Source organism: uncultured Neptuniibacter sp. (genome assembly GCF_947498015.1).
Taxonomy (GTDB): Bacteria; Pseudomonadota; Gammaproteobacteria; order Pseudomonadales; family Balneatricaceae; genus Neptuniibacter.
In genome coordinates this window covers 128,122-152,519 of sequence record NZ_CANMIR010000008.1, presented here as the reverse complement: position 1 = coordinate 152,519, position 24,398 = coordinate 128,122, and the positions used below count along the sequence as shown (strand labels likewise).

The following is a 24,398-nucleotide window of genomic DNA, read 5'->3' as shown; positions in this document are numbered from 1 at the left end:
ATTCATAGGAAAGAGAAAGATTCATGAACTACGAAGAACTAATCCAGGCGATGACACCGGAAATGCACCAGTCTCTGAAGCGTGCAGTTGAACTGGGTAAATGGCCGGATGGACGAAAACTCACAGTGGAGCAGCGTGATATCTGTATGCGTGCTGTGATTGCCTATGATATGCAAAACAAACCAGAAGAGGAGCGGGTTGGGTATATAGACCGGACGAAAAAGGACGGTACTCAACATGGTAAGGATCCTCTTGCACCTGACACGATAAAAATCCTCACAGACGATAAAAACTGATGCAGCAACTGGCGTGTGGTGCGTTAAAAAAAATGCGCACAGAACTGGTAGATGGAAAAGTTAACTATTTTCTGCTGGTAGGGGATCAGGAGATCCCAATGAATGATCTGATAGGGCAGCCTATCCGATTAAATTTTCAAGGCTCGATCAACTGCACACACTGCGGTCGTAAAACCAAAAAGAGCTTTAGCCAGGGGTACTGTTACCCCTGTTTCAAAAGCCTGCCTCAATGTGATCAATGTATTGTGAAACCGGAACTTTGCCATTTCCATGAGGGAACATGCCGGGATGCCTCATGGGGTGAGCAGTTTTGCTTTCAGGATCACTACGTTTATCTGGCGAACTCTTCTGGCGTTAAAGTTGGAATTACCCGTGGCACTCAGATCCCCACCCGGTGGATGGATCAGGGAGCTGTGCAGGCATTGCCAATTCTTAAGGTCTCGACCAGACTGCAGTCAGGTCAGGTTGAGCGCCTGCTTGGTGAACATGTTGCTGACAAGACGAACTGGCGAAAGATGCTTAAGAATGATGTTGAGGATCTAAATCTAGCTGAGGTACGCGATCAGCTTTTTGCCCAGTGCCAAGATGGCCTGGAAGCGCTAGAGAATACGCATGGCCTTCAGGCAATCCAGAGACTGAGTGATGCGCAACAGATTGAAATTCATTACCCTGTTTTGACCTACCCAGTGAAGGTCAGCTCGTTTAATTTTGATAAAACAGCTGAAGTTTCCGGCCTTTTACAAGGCATTAAAGGCCAGTACCTTATTCTGGATACCGGTGTTATTAATATGCGTAAATTTACAGCCTATCAGGTGTCTATTTCAGCCTGACAGGGAGCAAGGTACCGCTATGTCTGAACAACCCAACGTTATCTATCTGAAAGATTATAAGGTGCCTGCGTATCTTATAGAGTCAACCGATCTGAAGTTTCAATTGTTTGAGCAGGAAACACTGGTAGGAGCGGAATTACTAATTCGCCGTAATCCTGACTGTAAAGAATCACTCCCCCAGCTTGTGCTACATGGGCATGAAGAGTTAGAGCTATTAAGTTTGCAGGTTGATGAGGCCCTGATTGATGTTGATTCACTTAAGCGTGAGGGTGAACTTCTCAAACTGAGCGATCTGCCTGAGCGTTTTGTTCTGCGGACACAGACTCGTATACACCCTGAAATGAATACTGCACTTGAAGGGTTATACAAATCTGATGGGATGTTTTGTACCCAATGTGAAGCAGAAGGGTTCAGGCGAATTACTTTCTATCCGGATCGCCCGGATGTGATGTCGGTCTACCGGACCACCATTGAAGCAGATAAACAGCATTATCCGGTCCTGCTATCAAATGGTAATCCTGTGGCTGAGGGTGAGCTTGATGAAGGGCGGCATTGGGTAAGCTGGGAGGATCCTTTCCCCAAGCCTGCTTATCTATTCGCTCTGGTAGCTGGTGATCTACAGTGTCTGGAAGGCAGTTTTACAACGATGTCCGGCCGTGAAGTGACATTAAAAATCTTTGCGGAAGAGAAGGACCTCGACAAACTCGACTATGCTATGTCGTCTTTGAAAAATGCGATGAAGTGGGATGAGAAGGTCTATGGTCGTGAGTACGATCTAGATATCTACATGATTGTGGCGGTCGACTTCTTCAATATGGGGGCGATGGAGAATAAGGGCCTCAATATCTTCAATACCTCTTGTGTCCTGGCCAATCCGAAGACGACCACTGATGCAGCATTTCAGAGGGTCGAAGGGGTTGTAGCACACGAATATTTCCACAACTGGTCAGGTAACCGGGTAACATGTCGGGATTGGTTCCAGCTAAGTCTCAAAGAGGGGTTTACTGTTTTTCGTGATGCTGAGTTTTCGGCAGATATGAACTCCAGAACAGTAAAGCGTGTAGAGGATGTGAGCCTGCTAAGAACCGCGCAGTTTGCTGAAGATTCAGGGCCGATGGCCCATCCGATAAGGCCCGATTCGTTTATCGAAATCTCCAACTTTTATACGATGACGATCTATGAGAAGGGTGCTGAAGTAGTGCGAATGGTTCATACCCTGTTGGGGGATAAGCTATTTCGCAAAGGCTCGGATCTTTATTTTGAGCGTCACGATGGTGAAGCTGTCACCACTGAAGATTTTATTCAGGCAATGGAAGATGCTTCCGGTATCGATCTGTCTCAGTTTAGGGCCTGGTATCATCAGGCAGGTACCCCTGAACTACATATTTCAGACCATTATGATGAGACAGCAGGGCGGTATAGTTTAACGGTCAGACAAACGTGTCCGGCGACTCCGGGCCAGGAAAAGAAAACTCCATTTCATATTCCCCTGGCGGTGGGGCTTCTGGGATCTGAAGGGCAAGAGTTCTTGCTTAATAATGGTCAGGCGACAGAGGTGCTCAATGTCATCGAGAAAGAGCAGACGTTTAGTTTTGAGGGGATCAGTGAAAAACCGGTGCCCTCTCTTCTACGGGGCTTTTCAGCTCCGGTAAAGCTGCATTATCCCTACCAACGTGACGATCTCATGTTTCTGATGGCACATGACTCAGATGGATTCTCCCGTTGGGATGCATCACAACAGCTTGCCGTCGATATTATGCAGGAGATGATTGCATCCTATGAGCCTGGCGTTCCTATGGCACTGGATTCCCGTTTGATCGAAGCCTTCCGGGTTGTTTTGACAACAGAGGGGCTGGATAAGGCGATGGTGACAAAGGTCCTAACACTGCCTTCGGAAGCCTACCTTGCTGAACTGGCAGTGGAGATTAATGTTGATGCGATCTGCGAGGTGCGAAAGTTTGTTCGTAAAAGCATAGCTGAAGCACTTGAGTCGCTTCTTTTGAATTGTTATCAGGAGAATAATCTCGACGTAGCTTATTCGCCAGATGCTGCATCTATAGCACGTAGAAGTCTTAAGAATCTCTGTCTTTCCTATCTGATGATGTTGGAAAAAACTGAATACCTTGATTTGGCTACGCAGCAGTACGAACAGGCAGATAATATGACGGATATGCAGGCTGCCTTGCTTCAGGTGGCCCACTCCAGCTTCCGTGAAGAATCTACAGCGTTGTTGGAGCGTTTCTATCAGCAGTGGAAAGATGAAAGTCTGGTAGTTAACCTGTGGCTTTCGATACAAGCTTCCGATCCAACAGAGGGCGCCCTCTCTCGAATTAAAGCACTGATGAACCATCCTGCTTATGATGGTAAGAATCCAAATAAAATGCGCTCAGTGATCGCTGTATTTTGTTCACAGAATTCGGCTAATTTTCATTCTAAAGATGGTTCTGGCTATCTGTTCCTCGCTGAGCAGATTATCGAGCTTAATAAGCAAAACCCTCAGATTGCGTCCAGAATGTTGACGCCGTTAACACGTTGGAAAAAATATGATCAGAAGCGGCAGAATCAGATGCGTGATGCATTAATGCATATTAGCGAATCAGGAGAGCTGTCCAAAGATGTCTACGAAGTGGTGAGTAAAAGTCTGGCGTAAAAAAAATGAAAATTCGCCTTTCGCCGGGGGGACGGATTCATCCACCTCGGCTATACTCGCTTTTGAGTGTAATACGGGCATACTTATTTTGCCCGTAGCGAAGTAACAATAATAACTATACGTATTTTCAAGGATGCAACATGTCACAATTATTGTCTGCTGAAGATAAATTCGATATTCAACAGAATTTTCGTCGTTACATGAGATTAAAAGATAGCCATGAACTGGCTAGAGATTCCTACAAAAACGCAAAAGCGAATAGGATCTGGATTGTTGGCATTATATTGATGCTGTTTGCTTTGGCCTCCGATTTCTTTCTGGGAGCCGCAGCGGGTCTTTTTGGGGTCTATTTCTATAATGTTGTGACCAGTTGGTTAGATGCAAACTCCAGTGATGAGAGTCTTGAAGAGCTGGATCGCTGGTTCCAGTCAAAACGTTTAAGGTTTGAGGGGCGTATACTCTATTTTGCGAATGATGATCTACTGGAAAACCCACTTGATCCCTTCAATGAAGCGAGCTATGCGACACCTGAATAACGGGGTCAAGCTGTGATTGGATAATGCCGAAAAGTACTAACTTTTCGGCATTTTTTGTTTTCAGGGGGAAATATGATCTCTCTTCAACAGAAACGTGCATGGGTTTTTGATCTTGATGGAACTTTGACTCGTCCCGTACATGATTTTACGTATATCAGGAGATCACTCGGGATTCCTCAGGATACTGATATCCTGAACTATATTTCTCAGCAACCCTGTGAAATACAGTGCACATTAAACGCGCACCTCGATGAACTTGAGACCCATTATGCTGCACAAGCACAGCCTGCTGAGTGTGTTATCGAGTGCCTCAATTATCTTAAAGCCCAACAGTGTCGGTTGGGGATTCTGACCCGCAATACGAAAGAGCTGGCCATGCTATCGATTAACGCTATCGGTGCGGAGGCGTTTTTCCAGGCTGAAGATGTTTTAGGGCGAGAAGATACTAAGCCTAAACCTGCCCCTGATGGAATAAATATGCTTTTAAATCAATGGAATGAAAAGTCCGAAGCCGGTGTGATGGTGGGTGACTTCCTCTTTGATCTTCTCTCTGGTCGTGCAGCAGGTGTGCTGACCGTTCATATAGATGAGCGTGACAGGCATTGGCCCGAGGTGACCGATTTCAGAGTTAAAGACCTTCGGGATTTGATCTCGCTCTTTAAATCATAATTGGCCTATCGATTGCATTTATAAATACTGAGAAAGCGTTTGCTTTACTCTTGGCCTTGAATTGAAGCATGGCAATCCGGCCGGGCTTCGATTAAAACTTCTGACCAAAGAGCTATGCTCTTTGGTCTTTTTTTTACCTATGAACAAGAGAAACACTCACCTAATTATGTTGCTGTGCAGCAACTATTTCCACATTAGGGTTGTCAATATCCTTATAGGTTGACCGTTATCAAAAATAGCTATTGCTCTTTGTCTATAGTGAAGTCAGTTGAGTAATCCTAAGAGGATAGATCTATGACGATTATTTCAGAATTACATCAGGATCATGTGAATCTCAATAAGCTACTTATGATTCTTCGGCAGAAAGTCGTGAAGTTAAGAGAGGGTCAGCACCCGAACTTCAATTTAATGGCGGACGTCATTAATTATATAGCGAACTACGCAGACGGTTTTCATCATCCCCGTGAAGATAAGCTATATGAGTACCTATCGAGTAGGGATAGCTTGCTTGATGAAAAACTGCAGAAATGTGTAGAAGATCATTTGACACTTAAACATGCTAGCTTGCATCTTCAGGAAGCGATTGATGGCATTTTGCATGATGCCGTATTACCGATGCAGGAGTTTGCCAACCTCCTTGAAGAGTACGTGCTCTGCCAGACAGAACATCTTAATTTTGAGGAGGGAGAGATATTCCCCTTAATTGAGAAGCTAGTGAGTGAGGCAGAGATGACTAAGCTTGAGGTTCAACTTCCCATGCCAGAAGATCCTTTATTTGGAGAGAAGAGAGCACAGGAGTACATGGAGCTTTATCGGGAACTGATACTTGATTTGAATGATGAAGATTAGCTACGGGTGAATGAGGAGCTATGAATTTAAGCTTCTTTGATGTGATCAGGTTTAATTTTCGGGCAAGGGGCGAATGAAACCTGATCACGGCCATTATGTTTTGACATATAAACTGCCTTATCCGCCGCTCTCAATAACTGATATGAGAGCTTGTCCAGTTGCGTGTTGGTATAGTTATCAGAGTTGTACACTGAAACACCTACAGATGTTGTCATTCTGAAAGGCTGAGAATCTTCGTTTCTAAAGATAATTTTAGACAGCTTCTGCCGCAGATTTTCAGCGACCTCCAATGCCTGTTTTTCACTGCAGTTAGGGAGGAGTATAGCGAACTCTTCGCCGCCATAACGACCAACCGTATCCGTTTTACGTAACTGTTTTCCGAGAAAGAGGCCTACTGTTCGTAGAACCTTGTCGCCTGTCTGATGGCCAAAATTGTCATTCACCAGCTTGAAATGATCAAGATCCAGAAACAGGCAGGCAAGTGGATCTCTCGTCCGACTCGCTCTAGAAATCTCTTTTATGATCTCCTGATCAAAGGAGCGACGATTATGTACTTTAGTCAGCATGTCGATACTGCTGAGGCGGTGTAAATTTTCCTGATTAATACAGTTTTCGATACAGACTGAGATAACTGAAGCTAGATGTTGAATATAGTCATATCGGACGTGCTCAGTATAGCGACTGATATCATTGCTACCCAGATGCAGACTTCCAATCAGGCAGTTATGACGAATCAGAGGGAGCAGGGCACAGGATTGAATTGGGTTATCCGTTATAGGGAAAGCTTCGTCTCTTAACTGTTCACTGGGGCTCCCAACGATTAGTCGATGATTGGGGTAGAGAGAATTCAGAAGGCGTTGGCTTTGAACAAACCGTAATGTATTTCCGTTGGGTGGTGGTATGTAATCATCCAGCAGGCTGCGTGCAGCGTGTTCAGGATCAAAGAGAATGAGATTAACATTACTCAGATTAAAGAGACGTTTAAACTCAATCAGGATGAGATCCAGAAGCTCAGATAAGCGGGAGCATGAGAGTAGACGAAGCTCTACCTCAAAAAAATGGTTCAGGGTCGCCTCATTGCTCTCGGCTTTGTTTACCATCAGCCTGAGCGTACGTCGAAGCTCCTGATTGTCCCTTTCCAGCTCACTAGATCCCATAGATCCCCTTCATCAGGTCACTAAAAATATATCGGCTGCCCGGCAGAACAATAAAGCAGTTTTTCCCATTTTAAGTGAGTTTTTTTAATGAAAGTTTTATCTTTATTATTAGGTGGTTACCTGTTGCTCATATAGTGTTCTACAGTGTCGACTACCGCCTGTGTATGACTATCGACTTCCATATTAACCAGGTCCCCGACCTCTAAATCGGAAAAGGTAGTGAGCGACAGTGTTTCAGGGATCAGATAAACGTTGAACAGGTTATCTTTAATTTCACCGATGGTGAGACTGCAGCCGTTAAGCGCGACAAACCCTTTTGCAAAAATATAACGTTGCCACTCATCTGAGGTCTTGAACCAGATAATCCAGTTATTATCCGGTTTATCGATCGCTGCAATTTCTACTTGCTGGTGGATATGTCCAGATAACAGGTGACCACCAATTTCATCACCGAATTTAGCTGCTCGCTCAAAGTTGACCATCTCCCCAATCTGTAACTGCCCCAGGTTGGTGACGCGTAACGTTTCCATGATCAAATCAAAATTGACTCGATTCTCAGAGAACGATGTCACGGTAAGGCAGGTTCCATTCAACGCAATACTGGCGCCAATCTGCAGGTTATCGCAACTGGCCGGAGGGAGTTCAATCTGAAGTCGCATAAAATCTTCTTTTGTTTCTACTTCAGAAACAACAGCTTTGCCTTGCACAATTCCAGTAAACATTAATGCACTCTTTATATTCGACTAATCTGAAGTCAGATAAATTACGTAAGTAGACTAAGATGATCGTAACAATATTAGTAGCGCTACGCAGTGATATTTTAGGGGTTGGGAATGAAAATTTTGGTGACAGGTGGCACGGGCTTCATTGGACAACGTTTCATCAGACAACGGCTGGAGAACGGTGATGAGGTTAGTTGTCTTACGCGGTTTCCGAATAAGATCGATGCCCTTTTCGAGGGTAGGGTAACCGGTTTTCAAGAATTGCCTGATGACAAACATTTTGAGATCGATGCGGTTGTTAATCTGGCGGGGGAACCCATCATTGATAAGCGCTGGAGCACAGAACAAAAAAAGATCATTCGTGATAGCCGTATTGATACAACACGTAAGTTAATTGACTGGATGACAGACCTGAATCATCAACCTGAGGTGCTTGTGAGTGGATCAGCGATCGGGTTTTATGGATCTCATTCAGAAGGGAAATTATCAGAAGAGGGAGCAATAAACGCTGGCTTTACCCATCAGTTATGCTCTGACTGGGAAGCTGAAGCTTTGCGTGCTGAAACAGATGGCATCAGAGTTTGCCTGATCCGCACTGGCATTGTGTTGGGTGATGGGGGGGCATTGAAAAAGATGCTGCTTCCCTTCAAATTGGGGCTTGGGGGAACAGTTGCTACTGGGCGCCAGTGGATGTCATGGATTCATATTGATGATGAAGTCGAAGTGATTTCGATGCTGCTGACTCATCCTCAACTTAACGGGGTATTCAATCTTACTGCACCTAACGCGGTAACGAATAAGCAGTTTACTCACTCTTTGGCCGCTGCGCTAAATCGCCCATCTTGTATACCGATGCCTGGATTTATGCTGAAAGCTTTGCTGGGTGAAGGTGCTGAATTGTTGCTGGAAGGGCAGCATGTGGTTCCAAAAAAACTATTGGATATAGGATATCAATTTAAATTTGAGAGGATCGATGACGCGTTCAGAGATATTTTTGAGAAAGTTTAGATCAGTTTATAAAAATTTATTTTTTCAGTAGCCAGATCGAGGTCTACATGAAGTGGGATATCAGATGCTCGTCTTCCGTTTGGTTTGAATCGGGAGATGCCGAAGGTGGTATCAAGTTGGATTCGTGTATCTCTATCTTTCCGTCGATCAATGATTGAGCGACGGCGCTCTGTACCTTTATATTGAGAAAAAAGACGCTGTGTATGCCACTCCTGGGCCATTTCCATAGAGTGCATTTCTGGACTGAGCCTTTCACCGGATTGGTTGATCCAGTAATACGAAATCCCAGAGTTGATAAGGTCTCGTATGAGCATCATAACGGGTTACAAGCACAAAGCTGTATATCGAGTGTTGATTATAAAAATCGCACCTAAGTAAATGAATCTATTCTGAGGTGCACCTACCTTGTGAATTATAGTATTTTTGCTTCGAATTTGCTCAAAAAATAAGCAGCTGTTCAGTCTGGGTATGACTTAAGACAGTGAATCCTGCTTTATTTAGAGCGATCCTGTTCTGAGCTTTTTTGGTCAAGGTTTGTAAGGACGCTCAGCGCTTCATCCAATTGTGATTCAATTCGCTCGAGTTTAGCCTCTAATTGGGCTATTCGTTTAATATTTTGCTCCTCTTTCAGAGTTAGTTCGCGCTCATCCTGTTCAATGAAAAAAACAGAGAAGCTGGCTGTTAACATTGAAAACATACCGAGCCCCATCAAAATCAGGAGTGAGCCGAAAATCCTGCCTTCGGTAGTTGCAGGTACCAGATCACCATACCCTACCGTGGTCACTGTCACCCAGGCCCACCAGAGGCCATCGAGTGGTGTTTCAAAGGCGGGGTCTATACCCGAAATGAGCAAGCCAGAGATTATGAGAATGACAAAGCAGACAAACAGGGTGACCCCAAGATTATGCTTAGAGAGCAGATCCCTTGTGTCTTTTGATACTCGAAGAAAGATGCCTATAGTCAGGGCCAGGCGAAGTGTTCGAAGTGTACCAGCGTAAAAGGTATTGACCCCCCAAAGGACAGGAAGGCCTGCCAGTACAATCAGTGGACTCATCCAGTTATGTTTCAGGTAGCGCATTTTGTCATCGACCAGCAATGACATTATGATCAGCTCGCTAAGAAATATTAACCAGATCAACCAGTCCGATGCGAATGAGGTGTAGCGGTTGGTCAAACCTTTTGACTGGAGGTACCAGTCGATCAAGATCCAGATAGCAGCCAGTACCATCGGGCCTTCAAATCTACGCCCCCACAGTTTGGCTTTAGCATTTTCCCGTGAATCTACACCGCCGAATCCTACAATACGCATGAGTGCTGAATGTCGGGAGTATTCCATTATTCGCTCCGATCTCTGATTAACAATGATTTAATAAAAGTTATATAGCTGCGTATTTCAGTTTATTTTCACCAGGTTCGATATCCAGCGCCAACCTATTTTGTCGATCCCTGATCTTTTCAATATTACGGAGTAACAGATCTCCCTGCCATCTTTCAGGCGAAGAGCTATAAAGGTGCTGTTCAAGATCCAGTACCAGGAAATTTAATGTCTGGTTTCCTGCGTATTCACATAACTGCTCAACCGTATGGAGTTCAGGATTTTTCCAAAATGATTGGGCCCACTCAATGAGTCTGAGCTGTGCAATTTCAGGGTCATTTTGTATGCAGGCCATTGTTAGCGCCTGAAAGGTGTTTTTTTCAGTTATTTCAGATGCCACCTTCTGCCTTAACGCTTGCTCCTCTTTAAGCTTGGCCTCTTGTTGCTGATTATTGCCTTTGAGCTTGAGTAAGCGATTAAAGGTGTACAGCCATCCAAGAGAGGTTATCAGGCTAATTAGCATTAAGATCCAGATGAGAATAGGTGGAGAGGCTGAGCTGGTTGCCCCTGTTTGAAGGTGGACCTTTTCTGACACGGGTTGGGCCGCCAAAACAGTATTGTCTGCTTGGGTGTTTACGACAAGGTTGCGGTGAGAAAGCGTCGCTGTCTGGCCTTTATCTGTGAGCGTGTTCCACCATGGAATATCGATCGGTGGTAGTCTGAGTTCCCCGGATGAGTGTGGCGTAATAATAAGTTCTTCAATGCGTTGGCTGATAATACCTTGATGGGTTTTTCGTTCTTCAAGAACGACATTTAACAGCTGTGTATTAGAAGATTCATATGTTAGCGGAGAAAGGGATGGCAGGGCAGCGGCAGGCAACCCCTCCACCTCTAAACTTATGATTCTGCGTATCTCTGATCCTGCAGTAACCTCCTGTTTATCAGCAAGGTTATCTTCGATATAGACCGTTTTTGCAGGTAGCCACAAATTGTTGCTGCTTTGGAATGCGTTAGGAAGTACTGAGAGAAACAGTGCCTCACTGTTGAACTCAATAAGTTTTTCGTTGGGTAAAATGGTAGAGAAAAATATCGGTGAGATCTCTATCTCTCCGGTCTCATTTGGAAAAACGGCATAACTCGATTCTGTAACAGTGTAATTTTGTCCGCGCACCAATTCTGTATATTGTCGCTGTTCCTCCAGTGGTTTGATTAAGGCTGCGGTTGATTCTGGAGAGGACAGGTTAGCATTCAATGGCAGTGGTGCCAGATGGAAAATTTTGGCACGCAATATTGCCTGACTCTGAAGGTACACCTCTTCCTGATCAAGACTCACTTCGAGGTAGATTGCGCGTCCGGTTTCAGCAATGGATGGGTTCTGATTTGCTGGAAGTACCGATAAGGAGAGTGGAAGGCTTGTTTGCTCACCGATAGAGATCGGGGGGATCACCTGCTCTCCCTCCTGCAGGGGACTTAGCAAGAGAATCCAGCGTGTTTTTGCGGACACTTTGCCAGCCGTATGACTGGAGACTGTAACCTGCCGGGTCCCCAGAACGGTAAAATCTGTTTGCAGTGCTCTCAGGTCTGGACGAACTTGAGGGGATTGGTCTGATTCCAGTGTTAGAGAGAGCTTCTCTCCCAGGTAGAGGGTGCTTTTATCAAGTTGAGCTACCACATCTGCATGCAGCGAGTATGGCAATAAAAATAATATGGGGAGCAGGATCCTTAAAAGGCTTTGCAAACTAATCTCTCTTACAACGTTGCCTGTGACACGGTAGACCACCATAAGAACCGGCGGAGCGGATTATGAATAATTATTTCATTATGAGTAATGTTGTTATTCAGATCAATGTGGATACAGGGGTGTAGGGAAATCTTTAAAGCTTTATTACTTAAAGAGGGTAGTTGACGATAGCGGCCATGCTAAAAAGGAGTAATTATAGCGAATAATAGCAATAGGTATAAAGCGCAGTATAAATGGACAACAGTTCCCAGGTTATTTATCTATACTGTTGATTGCTTGGGAAAAATTGAGGGTTAGAGATGGAACGCTACGGATTAGATGAAAAAGAGAATCTTTTAACTTCCCTTTGTCAGGAGCTGACAAATCGATTGCCTGAGAAGCGAGCTGCTGCGCTAACCGAATTTGCCACGTTCTATTATTCTTCTGTGTCTGTCACGGATCTGATGGAGTGGAAACTGGAAGACCTTTATGGATCGACTTTGGCGTGTTGGCAGTTTATCCAGCAGCGTAAAAGGGAAGCGGCCAAAGTTAGGGTTTTCAATCCGGATTATGAACAGCATGGTTGGCAGTCCACACATACGATTATCGAGGTTTTGCAGGAAGATATGCCTTTCCTGGTCGATTCTTTGCGAATGGAGCTGAATCGTAGAAACCTGACTATTCACGCGATCCACAATGCTGTCGTTTCAATGAAGCGTGATGACAAAGGCCAGCTTATCTCTCTGCTTAAAAAGGATAGCCGAGCGAAAAATGCTCATCGGGAATCATTGGTGAGTATTGAGGTGGATAGACATACCGATCATGGTGAACTCAAGTCGTTGGAACAATCATTACTGAATATTCTGGAAGATGTTTCGATGGTTGTTGACGATTTTGAGCCCATGATTGAGCGCTGTGATTTTCTGGCCAAGGGGTTTACTGCGCCGAGTCGCGGTTTAGACAAAAATACCGCTTCTGAAGTGCATGATTTCATCCTCTGGTTGAAGGATCATTTTACGTTTCTTGGATATGATGAATATAAGCTGGTAACAAAAAATGGTAAACAAACGCTCGAAGCGGTCATGGGAAGCCAGCTGGGGCTGTTAAAATTCTGCGATGAGCACTGTCGCTCGGCACTGGTTAACGAGAATGATCGTGATGCTGAGGGTTTTGTATTGATCCCTGAAGCGCTCTCTTTCACTAAGTCTAATCGCCCCTCAAGTGTGCATCGTCCTATCTACCCTGATTACATCAGCATCAAACAGTTTGATTCTAATGGTAGGGTGGCAGGAGAGTGCCGATTCCTGGGGCTGTATACATCCAGCGTTTATATTCAAAGTTCTAAGCAGATCCCTGTTGTGCGCCGCAAGGTGGATGCGATTATGGAAAAATCCGGACTGCATCGCTACGGTCATGATTGGAAAGAGCTACTCCAGATACTGGAGATACATCCACGGGATGATCTGTTTCAAGTGAGTGTTGATGATCTGTACAAGACGGTCATTGGTATCTTACAGATCCATGAGCGTCGGCAGATACGATTGTTTACCCGCCGTGATTATTTCGGTCAGTTCTATTCCTGTCTGGTTTATTCTCCACGCGATATATACAGCACTGATTTCAGACATAAAGTTCAGGCGCGTCTGATGGATCAACTCGGGTGTGACCAAGCTGATTTTACAACTTACTTCTCTGAATCGATTTTGACCCGGACTCAATTCATTCTCAGGGGAGATAATATTGCCGAAAATTTTGACCCTCAAAAGTTGGAGCGATTGGTTCGAGAGGCTGCGCGCAGTTGGTGTGATGATCTGCGGGATGCGTTGATTGAAACAAATGGAGAGGAGGCTGGCATCCGTATCTATAATCTCTACGGGGGTGGTTTTCCCGCCAGCTATAGTTCAGATTTTTCTGCCAGAACCGCTGTTGTTGATCTGCAACATATTCTTAAACTTAACGCTGAAAAACCGCTGCAGCTGAGTTTCTATCAGGCTCTGGAGAAAGAGGAGAGTAGTCTTAACTTTAAACTGTTCAGTCTGGGTAACTCGCTGCCACTGTCTGATGTGATTCCGGTATTAGAAAATCTCGGTTTGAGAGTGATTGATGAACATCCATACCGAATCAGCAGCAAGCAAAATACGATCTGGATTCATGATTTTAATCTCCACTACACAGGCAGCGGTACCGTCTCGATGGAGACACTGAAGCAGGTTTTTGAAGATGCTTTTCTGCGAATATGGCAGGGCGACGCCGCCAGCGATGAATTTAACCGCCTGGTTTTGGCAGGTAAAATTGGTTGGCGTGAAGTAGCCATGTTAAGGGCATATGCTGCTTACATGAAACAGATACGGTTCCCGATCAGTCAGGAAGCGATTAGCACGACATTAAATACCTATGTAAATATCGCAGCTAAGTTAGTCGAACTGTTTCAGGCGCGATTTCAGCCTGATTCAGAGCAGGATCAATCAAAGATAGAGGCTCAAATTGTTGAGAGTTTAGATGAGGTTACCAGCCTGAATGATGATCGTGTCATACGCCAATACCTGACTCTGATCCTGGCAACGCTGAGAACCAACTTCTTCCAACGTACTAATGGCCAGTTAAAATCATATTTTTCATTTAAGTTAGCGCCTGCGCAAATCCCCGACATACCGCAACCCAAACCTCGCTATGAAATTTTTGTCTTCTCCCCTGAAGTGGAGGGGGTGCATTTACGAGGCGGTAAGGTTGCTCGAGGTGGCTTGCGTTGGTCAGATCGTCTTGAGGATTTCAGAACTGAGGTACTCGGCTTAGTTAAAGCGCAGCAGGTTAAAAATGCGGTCATTGTGCCCGTCGGGGCTAAAGGCGGTTTTGTCGCAAAGCTATTGCATGATGAGATGAGTCGGGAACAGTGGTTGGAAGAGGGCGTCCGCTGTTACAAGATTTTTATCAGTGGCCTACTCGATATTACGGACAATCGTGTTGAGGGAACGGTTGTCCCTCCTCAGTCTGTTGTCAGACATGATGATGACGATACTTATCTGGTTGTGGCTGCTGATAAAGGGACGGCAACGTTTTCTGATATTGCTAACGGTATCGCTGAAGAATACGGATTCTGGCTTGGGGATGCCTTCGCTTCTGGAGGGAGTCAGGGGTACGATCATAAGAAAATGGGGATTACAGCCAGAGGGGCCTGGGTCTCAGTTGAAAGACACTTCCGGGAGATGGGGGTGAACACCGATAAAGATGATTTCACTGTTGTTGGTATTGGCGATATGTCCGGGGATGTGTTTGGCAATGGAATGCTGCTCTCCAAACATATCAGGTTGGTTGCAGCATTTAACCACCTGCATATCTTTATCGATCCCGAGCCAGATGCCTCAAAAAGCTGGAAAGAGCGAGAGCGCCTGTTTGCTTTACCACGCTCATCCTGGGGGGATTACGATTCAAAATTGATATCCAAAGGCGGAGGGGTTTTTGATCGATCGGCTAAATCTATCAAGCTAACGCCTCAGGTCCAAAAGCTTACCGGTCTGAATGAGGCTGCAGTACCACCGAATGAGCTGATCCGAGCACTGTTGAAAGCTGAAGTTGATCTGATCTGGAATGGTGGTATCGGAACCTATGTGAAGGCGGCTGCTGAAACTGATGCTGATGTCGGTGATAAAGCGAATGATCCATTGCGGGTGAATGGGAGCGAGCTGAGATGCAAGGTGGTTGGTGAGGGCGGAAATCTGGGGCTGAGTCAGAAGGCGCGTATGGAATATGCCCTGAATGGTGGGAAAATGAACACCGATTTTATTGATAATGCTGGTGGTGTTGATTGCTCAGATCATGAAGTGAATATCAAAATCCTTCTGAATCAGGTGGTGGATGACGGTGATATGACCGTCAAACAGAGGAATAAACTGCTTGAAGAGATGACCGATGCGGTTGCTGATCTGGTTCTGGAGAATAACTACCGTCAGGTTCAGGCTATCTCTATGGCAGAGTCTCGCTCATTAGAGAGCATGGCTGAATACCAGAGATATATAGTCAATATGGAGAATGCAGGGAAGCTGGATCGTGGCTTGGAGTTTCTTCCGGATGATGACACCTTAAATGAGCGGAGGAATTTGAAGAAAGGCTTAACCCGTCCCGAGTTGTCAGTTTTAATCTCATACAGTAAGGCTGAATTAAAAGAGGCGTTGATTGATTCACGAGTGACAGATGACAACTACTTATCGAATGAGCTATTTACCGCTTTCCCTGAAAAATTAAATGAGCAGTTTCCCAGCCAGATTAGGGAACACCGCCTTTATCGTGAAATCATAGCGACCCAGATTGCCAATCATATGATCAATATGATGGGGATAAACTTTGTAGATCGACTGAGAATCTCAACCGGATCGGATGAAGCGGCTATTGCACGTGCTTATATTCTGGCAAGGGATGTTTTTGATGTTGAAAGTTTATGGTGCCAGATAGAAAAGCTTGATCATAAAGTCGAAAACGCTATTCAGATTGAGATGATGCATGAACTTCAGCATCTGATGAGAAGGGCAACTCGCTGGTTTGTTCGTAACAGAAGAGTAGAGCTGGATTGTGAACTGGAAGTGACAAGTTTTACAACGCAGTTAAAAAATATACTGGGTAAACCTGAAGCGCTCTTAAGAGGAGAGCCGCTCGGACGCTGGAACAAAGCCCGTGAGCGATATGAATCTGCGGGTGTGCCTGTGAAGTTGGCAAAAACGATTGCAGGTGCGCGGTGTCTGTATGCATTCCTTGGAATCATCGAGGTCGCTGGAAACTCAGCTATCACTACAGAGAAGGTTGCTAAGATCTATTTCTCGATTGGAGAGAGATTGGAGCTGGATCATCTATCTCAGAAGTTGAATCAGTTGAACGTTGATAACTATTGGCAGGCTCTGGCCAGGGAAGCGTTCAGAGACGATCTGGATTGGCAGCAAAGAGCTCTGGTTGCAAATGCGATCAGTGGATGGGAGAGAGGGAGTAAAATTGAATCATTGATCGAACAATGGGCCGATGAAAATGACTGGATCCTTCAGCGTTGGAATAATGTGTTAACTGAACTTAAAAGTGCTAAAAAACAGGAGTATGCGATGTATACTGTCGCACTCAGAGAGTTATTTGATCTGGCTAAAGCGAGTCAAATTAGTAGCTAAAGTTAGTGGCATTGCACTGAAATTGTTCGAAGAATGAAATCGATAACAGTAGACCTGAGTATCAGTAGTGAGAAATACCTGAAATTGTATCAGGGCGTTGCTCAAAGTGTTTTAACCAGGGCATCAGATGGGAGAAGTGTTCGTTTCCCCGCAAAAATCCTGCGGCCGTTTCTGTTACGCGATGGGATTCATGGTCGATTTCGAATTATTTTCGATAACAAAGGTAAATATCAGGCTATTGAAAAAATAGCCTGATATTTACCTTGAGACAGATTCAGAAATTCTGAATGATAGATAGGTAACTGCTTCCCCCTGTTATTCCCTCCTTGGCTCGCCTATAATCGTGCAAAATTTTTCCACCAGGTATTGATATGTTGTATTCACTGACTCGATCGTTGATGTTTCAGCTTGATCCGGAGCTTTCCCATAATGTAGCCCTTCATTCGATGAATCTCGCGGCTTCTCTGGGTATGAATAAGCTGCTGGGGGCTGAAAACCTCTCTGATCCAGTACGAGTGATGGGTATTAATTTTCCAAATCGGGTGGGATTAGCAGCTGGACTGGATAAAAACGGCATTGCTGTTGATGGGATGGCTGCAATGGGGTTTGGTTTTATTGAGGTGGGGACAGTGACACCCCGTCCACAGTCCGGCAACCCGAAACCTCGAATTTTCCGTTTACCGGAACAGCAGGCGATTATTAATCGTATGGGCTTTAATAACGATGGTGTTGATAACCTGCTACGTAATCTGGAAAAGAGCCGCTATAAAGGGGTTCTGGGTATCAATATCGGAAAGAATAAAGATACTCCCAATGAAAACGCAAATGATGATTACCTGTATTGCTTGAGAAAAGTCTATTCAAAAGCATCATATATCACCGTTAATGTCTCCTCTCCCAATACGCCGGGGCTACGTACCCTTCAGTATGGAGAGTCGTTAAATAGCCTGCTTGATGCGCTTAAAGCAGAGCAGGCGAAACTTGCTAAATTCCATGATAAGTATATCCCGATTGCTGTGAAAATTGCTCCAGACATGACTGATGAAGAGGTCAGGCTTGTAGCATCGTCCTTAAAAGCTTATGAGCTTGATGGAGTGATTGCGACGAATACAACCCTTTCCAGAGAGGGTGTTGAGGGGCTGGAATATGCAGATGAGGCTGGAGGTTTATCTGGCGCACCTGTGAGAAATAAATCGACAAAAGTCATTCGAACTCTTGCTGAAGAGCTTGATGGCGCGTTGCCAATTATCGGTGTGGGTGGAATTACCGAGGGGTTTGATGCTGCTGAAAAGATTGAGGCGGGTGCAAGTCTGGTTCAGATCTATTCAGGGTTCATCTATCGGGGGCCAGAATTGGTGGCAGATTCGGTTAAGGCTATTCAGAACCTGCCTGCTAGCTAAAATAGCAGTACATGAATTAAAAAGGCTCCCGGAGAGGGAGCCTTATTACGAATAGGGTTTCAGTGTAAAGCAGGGTCTGATTGAATAGCAGAGACCCCGTCCATGCCGTTCCAATGAGCTTCACGTCCCTGGCGCCACCCGCTCATCCAATGGCTTCTAAGATCTGATGTATTAACCGGACAGATATCCCGGGATTTTCCACTAATACCGGCTTGAAAGCCGCGGTTGAACAGTGTGGTAGTACGATCACGCTTCTGTCTCTTCATGTAGTTGAGCCTCTCTTGATGTTTTGTTTTTGAGAGCAGCGGTTCCTTGAGACGTGGTATCCGCTTAAAATCTGTCTGAACAATAAATGCACAGAGCAGACTTCTATAAATATCTGAAAAATTGCATGAACGCGATTGAATATGACTATCTTGTTGCTGCGGGTAATAAATATTCTTAGTGTGTGGGTGCAAAAAAACCATAGCATTCATTAAGTTAGTTAATGAGTGAGTATCTCCTAGAGAAATTGAATAATTTTCATCTTATTCTGTTTTAGATGAATGTTTTGTTGGGTAAAAGTATATGAAATTGTTTCTGACCTGTCCGAAAGGCCTCGAATTGCTGCTTGAAGAGGAGCTTCATCAGTTAGGTGTTGCTGAAACAAAACAGACTGTGGCGGGTGTGCAGTGTCAGGGAGAGCTGGAAGATGCATATCGGATCTGTTTATGGTCGCGCCTGGCGAACAGAGTATTGATGCCTCTGTTTGAAGGGGAGGCGGAGACTGCTGAGGATCTTTACAGCGCAGTACAGCAAGTTGATTGGCTTGAGCATATGCGAAGTGAAGGAACGCTTCTCATCGACTTTAGTGGTCAGACCCGGGGGATCAACAATACCCATTTTGGGGCATTAAAGGTGAAAGATGCCATTGTTGATCAGATCCGAAATAAGACAGGTGCAAGACCAAGCATTGATAAAGTTGCGCCGGATCTACGGGTCAATGTCAGAATGCATCGTGGCAAAATCACTGTTGCATTAGATATGTCAGGAGACAGTTTGCATCGTAGAGCATATCGATTGCAGGCTGGTGAAGCACCGATGAAAGAGAACCTGGCAGCTGCGGTATTGATTCGAAGTGGTTGGCAGCAAAATATAGAACAGAACAAAATTCTTTTAGATCCGATGTGTGGATCTGGAACGTTACTGATAGAAGCGGTCATGTTAGCCGCTGATATTGCCCCTGGGTTACAGCGTAAGCGTTTTGGGTTTACTCGCTGGACCGGTCATCAGCGGGAATTATGGGAGCAGTTGATAGCTGAGGCTAAAGCGCGTAAAGCTAAAGGCCTTCTTGCCTTAGATACGATACTCCTTGGTCGTGATCAGGATAAAAAAGTATTGCGAATAGCGCGTCAGAATGCGGAACGAGCAGGTGTTGCTGATTTTATAGACTTTGCGACCTGTCGTTTGGAGGACCTTCAGCGGAGTCACTTGCCAGAAGGGCAGGGGACACTCATTACCAACCCGCCTTATGGGGAGCGTTTGGGTGAGACCCAGCAGTTGATGTTCCTCTATCGGCACCTTGGTGATAAGTTGAAGGCGGAGTTTGCCGGGTGGATAGCGGCGATTTTTACGTCAAATCCCGATCTGTGCAAGGTGATGGGGCTTCGCGCGGATAAACAGTACAAGCTCTATAATGGTGCACTCGAAAGTCGTCTCTTTATCTATCCGGTATCTGAGCGAAAAACAGAAAAAGCTGACGCGAATCAGTCGGCGGAGGTTCAGCTCTCGGATGGTGCGCAGATGTTTGCGAACCGCTTGCTGAAGAACCGTAAGCAGATGGCTAAATGGATCAAGCGAGAAGAGGTCGAATGCTATCGTCTCTATGATGCTGATATCCCAGAATATTCTGTTGCCGTCGACCTCTATGGGGATGAGGTGCATGTGCAGGAGTATGCAGCACCGAAAAAAATCGATCCTGTTAAAACGTTCGCTCGGCTTCAGGATGTAATGAATGCTTTACCCGTTACATTGGGTGTGCCGGCAGAAAAAGTAATCCTTAAGCAGCGTAAGAAGCAGCAGGGTGTTAATCAATATGAGAAACACTCTGAAACCCACAGATTTAAAGAGATTAATGAACACGGTTGTCGCTTATTGGTAAATTTACATGATTACCTGGATACCGGACTTTTTCTGGATCACCGTCCTATTCGCAAGAGAATACAGCAGGAAAGTGCAAATAAGGATTTTTTGAATCTCTTTTGCTATACCGCTACGGCTTCGGTGCATGCCGCAAAAGGTGGTGCAAAAAGTACGACCAGTGTAGATATGTCTGCGACTTATCTGAATTGGGCTAAGCGTAATATGGATCTCAATGGCCTTGATAACCAGCACAATACGCAGGTACAGGCAGATTGCCTTAAATGGTTGAGGGTCCAGCGAGGTGCGGCTTACGATTTGATCTTTATGGATCCGCCTACCTTCTCAAATTCAAAGCGTATGCAGGGTGTACTGGATGTGCAAAGGGATCATGTCGACCTAATTGAGGGAGCGATGAGGTTGTTGCGAGATGAGGGTGTTCTCTATTTCTCAAATAACTATCGCCGCTTCAAAATTGATCATGAATCACTATCTGATTTCCTCATCGAGGAGATCACGCGATCAACATTAGATCCAGATTTTAAGCGTAATGAAAAGATCCACTGCTGCTACCGTATCACTCATAAGGGGTAGTGAACTTTAATAGTGCAGTCACACTGTTTTGGCATAGTTAGTGCTTTATAAAAGAGCATAAATGGTTCTTCACATTTAGTTTCATCAGCCTGTCCGGTAAGCCATACCAGTAAACATGGGCTTTACGAAGTTTCTAAGTGAGAGTCGGAGCCTGATAAAAATTATTTTGCACACTAACGATGCACCAATATAGTGCCAGAAGGTGATTCTGGTACCGATATGGTGCGTAGGCCAAGAACAGGAGACTGTCAGTGGAAAACGTCAATAGCGCAGTAGAGACGCTTATCCAGAGTTCCAATACTCTATTTATCCTTATGGGCGCAATCATGGTATTTGCCATGCACGCCGGATTTGCCTTCTTGGAGGTAGGTACCGTACGCCATAAAAACCAGGTCAATGCTCTGGTTAAAATCCTGACCGATTTTGGTTTTTCTGCCATGGCATACTTCTTTGTCGGTTACTGGGTCGCCTACGGCGTGACATTCTTCTCACCTGCCGCTGAGTTGGCGGCTAACAACGGTTATGAACTCGTTAAGTTCTTCTTCCTGATGACTTTCGCAGCAGCCATTCCAGCGATTGTGTCGGGTGGTATTGCTGAACGTGGTAAGTTCTGGCCATTCCTGATTGCTTCTGCACTGATTGTTGCTTTTGTTTACCCATTCTTTGAAGGGATAATCTGGAACGGCAACTATGGTTTCCAGGCGTGGCTAGAAGAGAGCTTTGGTGCAGGTTTCCATGATTTCGCAGGCTCTGTTGTTGTGCACGGTGTCGGTGGCTGGTTAGCCTTGGTTGCGGTGCTGATGCTAGGTATTCGTAATGGTCGTTATAAAGGTGACCGTCTTGTTGCATTCCCGCCATCAAATATTCCTTTCCTGGCGCTGGGTGCCTGGATTCTTTGTATTGGTTGGTTTGGTTTCAATGTCATGTCTGCTCAGACAATGGATGGAATTTCTGGTCTGGTCGCAGTTAATACGCTGATGGCGATGGTCGGCGGTATTATCACTGCCTTGATCTTCGGTAAGAATGACCCTGGTTTCATACACAACGGACCTTTGGCTGGTTTGGTCGCTGTTTGTGCCGGCTCTGATGTGATGCATCCAATGGGTTCGTTGGTTGTTGGCGCGGTTGCGGGTGCGATTTTTGTTGTACTGTTCACGATTCAGCAGAACAAGTGGAAGATTGATGATGTGCTGGGTGTATGGCCTCTTCATGGTGTCTGTGGTGCCTGGGGGGCGATCGCTTGCGGTATTTTCGGTACAGAAGCTTTAGGCGGCCTGGGTGGTGTTAGCTTGATGTCACAGATCATCGGTACAGTAGCGGGTATTGCTGTGGCTGTGATTGGTGGTGTGATTGTTTATGGCGGAGTTAAAGCGGTTTGTGGATTGCGTTTGTCTCAGGAAGAGGAATACAACGGTGCTGACCTGTCGATCCATAAGATTGAATCAACATGCGATAATTAATCTTAAGTAGCATTAAAGAAAGCCGGGCTTAGCCTGGCTTTTTTATTGTTCTGACAATGTCATTGATAGGCTGGTTTTGTAATTTGGGCTTATTTCAAATGTCGAGCTGACTTGCCGGCAATCTTCAGATCCGGTTTTGTGCGGATCATCACTACTAGAAATTTTAACGACGAGTACAAGCTCCTTATGCCCTTTAAAGGTAAGCATGGGCAACATGTTGTTTTTTCAGTAAGGGTTGTATTGAGCGGTAGCTTGTCCAGGTAGGTTGCCTTCGAACTCAGTGGGATCTTTGAGACTGGAGAGGTAGGGTAAACATGCGCTGACCAGTTTTGGCTGAGCGCTAAGCAAGACGAATGAAAACTATGTGCTTTTTTAAAGGGCAAGAAGCAGAAGAAAAAAGCTCTCGTAAAGCTAAATTAACGAGAGCTAAAGGATGTAAAAGTTATGTGCAGATTCGTTTGAAAATGCTAGAAAAAGAAACGGTTCTTTCTTTGCGTCCCTTGTTTAGGTAAAACGCCGTATCTATCGCTCCGCTTTCCGTGCGTTTTATCGCTCTTTCATGCTGTGTTTTTCCACCGTAACCCCAATTAGTTTGATCTACTTCATCAAGAGCGATGTAGCTAACTTCACTAAGATTATCTAATTCGTGGTTAAGCAACTCATATAGTTTGGCGATAGCGTTCTTTATTTCATTTTTGCTGTTGCTGCCCTCGCTGATTTTGATATCAACATAGGCGCTTTGTTCATGGCGAGTGTCGAGAGAGCGGTTGCCAATATACCATTGTGCTGAGTTGCTATTCGTTATGTTTACAGCGGTTAGCTCTTCTTTTTTACCTAGATCGTTGCTCAGTATATGCGTTATACCTTGGGCGAGGCTGTCTGCTGTCATAGGATCTATAGGTGATGATAGTTGTACTGAAATATAGGGCATCTTGATCTCCTCCATGTGGTTGAAGGACAGCTTAATCTTGTATAGTGTTTAGTAATAACGATTTAAAATCATTTAATTGATCGTAATTTGCGATTAATAGAGGGCGGTAATGGCGCAACCAAACATAAGTAGTGATTTGTTAAGGACATTCATTGCGGTTGTAGAGCATGAGGGTTTTATTAAGGCGGCAGAGCAATTACATAAAACCCAGTCAACGGTCAGCCAGCAGGTAAAAAAACTGGAGGCAGAAGTTGTAGTACCTCTGTTCCGGAGCTGCGGTCGTAGGCGTGTCTTGACGGATGAAGGGGAGATGCTGCTTGGATATGCTCGGCGTATGTTGGCGCTGCAGGATGATGCGATCGCTTCCCTGCAGTCGAGTGAGGTCTATGGAGAGGTCAACTTAGGCGTGTCTCAGGGAATGTCGGAGGCGCTTTTGCCGGTTTTATTGGCCGATTTTTGCCGGTCAAATCCTTCAGTAAGACTCAATGTTGAAACGGGCTATAGCCTCGATCTTAATGCGGGGTATGATCGGGGTGATTACGATATCGTGATGACGCTTTCTATGCAGGAGTCGGAGGGGAAAGGTGAGTTGCTGAGTGTTGAACCGCTGGCCTGGATTGGTGCCGAAGGATGGGAATGGTCAGGAAACCGGGAACTTCCAGTGGCTATGTATACGCGGCAATGTCAGTTTAGAACTCATGGCATAAGGGCGCTAGAGCAAGCAGGGTTACCCTGGCGTTTGATGTACACAACGACGAGTTATCAGGGGTTGATGGCGGCAGTTAAAAGCGGTTTGGCGATTACTGCGCGGCCTCAGAGTGCTTCAGTTGATGGTACTGAATTGGTTGGGGAGAGGCTGGGGCTGCCTGAGCTGCCTAATGTTTATAGTTGGCTGCGTTACAGTCCTAACCTGGGGGTTGGGCGAATTCTGGCCGATGCGTTTAAGGCCGCTGCGGTTAGGGCGTGCTAGTAGAGGTGAATTTTGCGCAATAAAAAAGC

The 24,398-nt window shown here is 45.3% G+C and carries 20 protein-coding genes; 13 read left to right on the top strand and 7 right to left on the bottom strand.

What is annotated here, in order from left to right; all coding sequences use genetic code 11:
• Positions 1-23 precede the first annotated feature (23 nt).
• From Q0882_RS11815 to Q0882_RS11790, 6 genes are all read left to right on the top strand, one after another.
• Complete coding sequence (locus Q0882_RS11815) at positions 24-296, top strand: DUF1315 family protein (RefSeq protein WP_299181865.1); 273 nt, start codon at positions 24-26, stop codon at positions 294-296.
• A complete protein-coding gene (locus tag Q0882_RS11810; protein WP_299181863.1) occupies positions 296-1,126 on the top strand; it encodes a DUF2797 domain-containing protein in 831 nt (276 codons plus the stop codon). Before Q0882_RS11815 ends, Q0882_RS11810 begins: the two co-directional genes overlap by 1 nt.
• A 19-nt stretch (positions 1,127-1,145) precedes the next feature.
• Positions 1,146-3,776 (top strand): aminopeptidase N, encoded by a 2,631-nt coding sequence (gene pepN, locus Q0882_RS11805; protein ID WP_299181861.1) that lies wholly within the window; start codon positions 1,146-1,148, stop codon positions 3,774-3,776.
• Between the two features lie 140 nt (positions 3,777-3,916).
• The gene (locus Q0882_RS11800) at positions 3,917-4,312 is read left to right on the top strand and encodes a hypothetical protein (protein ID WP_299181859.1); all 396 of its coding nucleotides are present in this window, start codon (positions 3,917-3,919) and stop codon (positions 4,310-4,312) included.
• A gap of 72 nt (positions 4,313-4,384) precedes the next feature.
• Positions 4,385-4,981 carry an HAD family hydrolase gene (locus Q0882_RS11795; protein ID WP_299181856.1) on the top strand — a complete coding sequence of 199 codons (597 nt, stop codon included), beginning with the start codon at positions 4,385-4,387 and terminating at the stop codon, positions 4,979-4,981.
• Positions 4,982-5,275: 294 nt separating this feature from the next.
• Positions 5,276-5,830: a hemerythrin domain-containing protein gene (locus Q0882_RS11790; protein WP_299181853.1), complete on the top strand. Its 555-nt coding sequence runs from the start codon at positions 5,276-5,278 to the stop codon at positions 5,828-5,830.
• 26 nt (positions 5,831-5,856) lie between these two features.
• Here the strand turns inward: Q0882_RS11790 and Q0882_RS11785 are convergent, their stop codons facing one another.
• A complete protein-coding gene (locus Q0882_RS11785) occupies positions 5,857-6,987 on the bottom strand; it encodes a sensor domain-containing diguanylate cyclase (protein ID WP_299181850.1) in 1,131 nt (376 codons plus the stop codon).
• A gap of 116 nt (positions 6,988-7,103) precedes the next feature.
• The gene (locus Q0882_RS11780; protein WP_299181848.1) at positions 7,104-7,709 is read right to left on the bottom strand and encodes a riboflavin synthase subunit alpha; all 606 of its coding nucleotides are present in this window, start codon (positions 7,707-7,709) and stop codon (positions 7,104-7,106) included.
• 111 nt (positions 7,710-7,820) lie between these two features.
• Between Q0882_RS11780 and Q0882_RS11775 the strand changes: the two genes are divergently transcribed.
• Entirely contained in the window at positions 7,821-8,717 is an 897-nt protein-coding gene (locus Q0882_RS11775; RefSeq protein ID WP_299181845.1) for a TIGR01777 family oxidoreductase, read from the top strand.
• Here Q0882_RS11775 and Q0882_RS11770 read toward each other — a convergent pair.
• The 3 genes from Q0882_RS11770 to Q0882_RS11760 all read right to left on the bottom strand — a co-directional run bounded on the left by Q0882_RS11770 (position 8,714) and on the right by Q0882_RS11760 (position 11,704).
• Complete coding sequence (locus Q0882_RS11770) at positions 8,714-8,953, bottom strand: hypothetical protein (RefSeq protein ID WP_299181842.1); 240 nt, start codon at positions 8,951-8,953, stop codon at positions 8,714-8,716. The genes Q0882_RS11775 and Q0882_RS11770 overlap by 4 nt on opposite strands.
• Before the next feature lie 257 nt (positions 8,954-9,210).
• Positions 9,211-10,053: an ion channel gene (locus Q0882_RS11765; RefSeq protein WP_299181840.1), complete on the bottom strand. Its 843-nt coding sequence runs from the start codon at positions 10,051-10,053 to the stop codon at positions 9,211-9,213.
• Between the two features lie 40 nt (positions 10,054-10,093).
• Positions 10,094-11,704: a BatD family protein gene (locus tag Q0882_RS11760; RefSeq protein WP_299181839.1), complete on the bottom strand. Its 1,611-nt coding sequence runs from the start codon at positions 11,702-11,704 to the stop codon at positions 10,094-10,096.
• A gap of 368 nt (positions 11,705-12,072) precedes the next feature.
• Between Q0882_RS11760 and Q0882_RS11755 the strand changes: the two genes are divergently transcribed.
• From Q0882_RS11755 to Q0882_RS11745, 3 genes are all read left to right on the top strand, one after another.
• Complete coding sequence (locus tag Q0882_RS11755) at positions 12,073-16,896, top strand: NAD-glutamate dehydrogenase (protein ID WP_299181837.1); 4,824 nt, start codon at positions 12,073-12,075, stop codon at positions 16,894-16,896.
• 33 nt (positions 16,897-16,929) lie between these two features.
• Positions 16,930-17,151, top strand: coding sequence for a DUF2835 domain-containing protein (locus tag Q0882_RS11750; RefSeq protein ID WP_299181835.1), 222 nt, complete (start codon positions 16,930-16,932; stop codon positions 17,149-17,151).
• A gap of 116 nt (positions 17,152-17,267) precedes the next feature.
• Positions 17,268-18,296: a quinone-dependent dihydroorotate dehydrogenase gene (locus tag Q0882_RS11745; RefSeq protein ID WP_299181832.1), complete on the top strand. Its 1,029-nt coding sequence runs from the start codon at positions 17,268-17,270 to the stop codon at positions 18,294-18,296.
• A 59-nt stretch (positions 18,297-18,355) separates the two neighbouring features.
• Here Q0882_RS11745 and rmf read toward each other — a convergent pair whose 3' ends face one another.
• On the bottom strand, positions 18,356-18,562 hold the full coding sequence (gene rmf, locus Q0882_RS11740; protein ID WP_299181829.1) for a ribosome modulation factor: 207 nt from the start codon (positions 18,560-18,562) through the stop codon (positions 18,356-18,358).
• A gap of 301 nt (positions 18,563-18,863) precedes the next feature.
• On the opposite strand from rmf, the gene rlmKL reads away from it, so the two are divergent.
• Positions 18,864-21,008, top strand: a complete 2,145-nt coding sequence (rlmKL, locus tag Q0882_RS11735) for a bifunctional 23S rRNA (guanine(2069)-N(7))-methyltransferase RlmK/23S rRNA (guanine(2445)-N(2))-methyltransferase RlmL (protein WP_299181827.1) — start codon at positions 18,864-18,866, stop codon at positions 21,006-21,008.
• A gap of 251 nt (positions 21,009-21,259) precedes the next feature.
• Entirely contained in the window at positions 21,260-22,468 is a 1,209-nt protein-coding gene (locus Q0882_RS11730) for an ammonium transporter (protein WP_299181825.1), read from the top strand.
• A 442-nt stretch (positions 22,469-22,910) separates the two neighbouring features.
• On the opposite strand, the gene Q0882_RS11725 is transcribed toward Q0882_RS11730, so the two are convergent.
• Positions 22,911-23,399 carry a hypothetical protein gene (locus tag Q0882_RS11725; RefSeq protein ID WP_299181823.1) on the bottom strand — a complete coding sequence of 163 codons (489 nt, stop codon included), beginning with the start codon at positions 23,397-23,399 and terminating at the stop codon, positions 22,911-22,913.
• 109 nt (positions 23,400-23,508) lie between these two features.
• On the opposite strand from Q0882_RS11725, the gene Q0882_RS11720 reads away from it, so the two are divergent.
• Positions 23,509-24,369 carry a LysR substrate-binding domain-containing protein gene (locus Q0882_RS11720; RefSeq protein WP_299181820.1) on the top strand — a complete coding sequence of 287 codons (861 nt, stop codon included), beginning with the start codon at positions 23,509-23,511 and terminating at the stop codon, positions 24,367-24,369.
• The last annotated feature ends 29 nt before the right edge of the window (positions 24,370-24,398 follow it).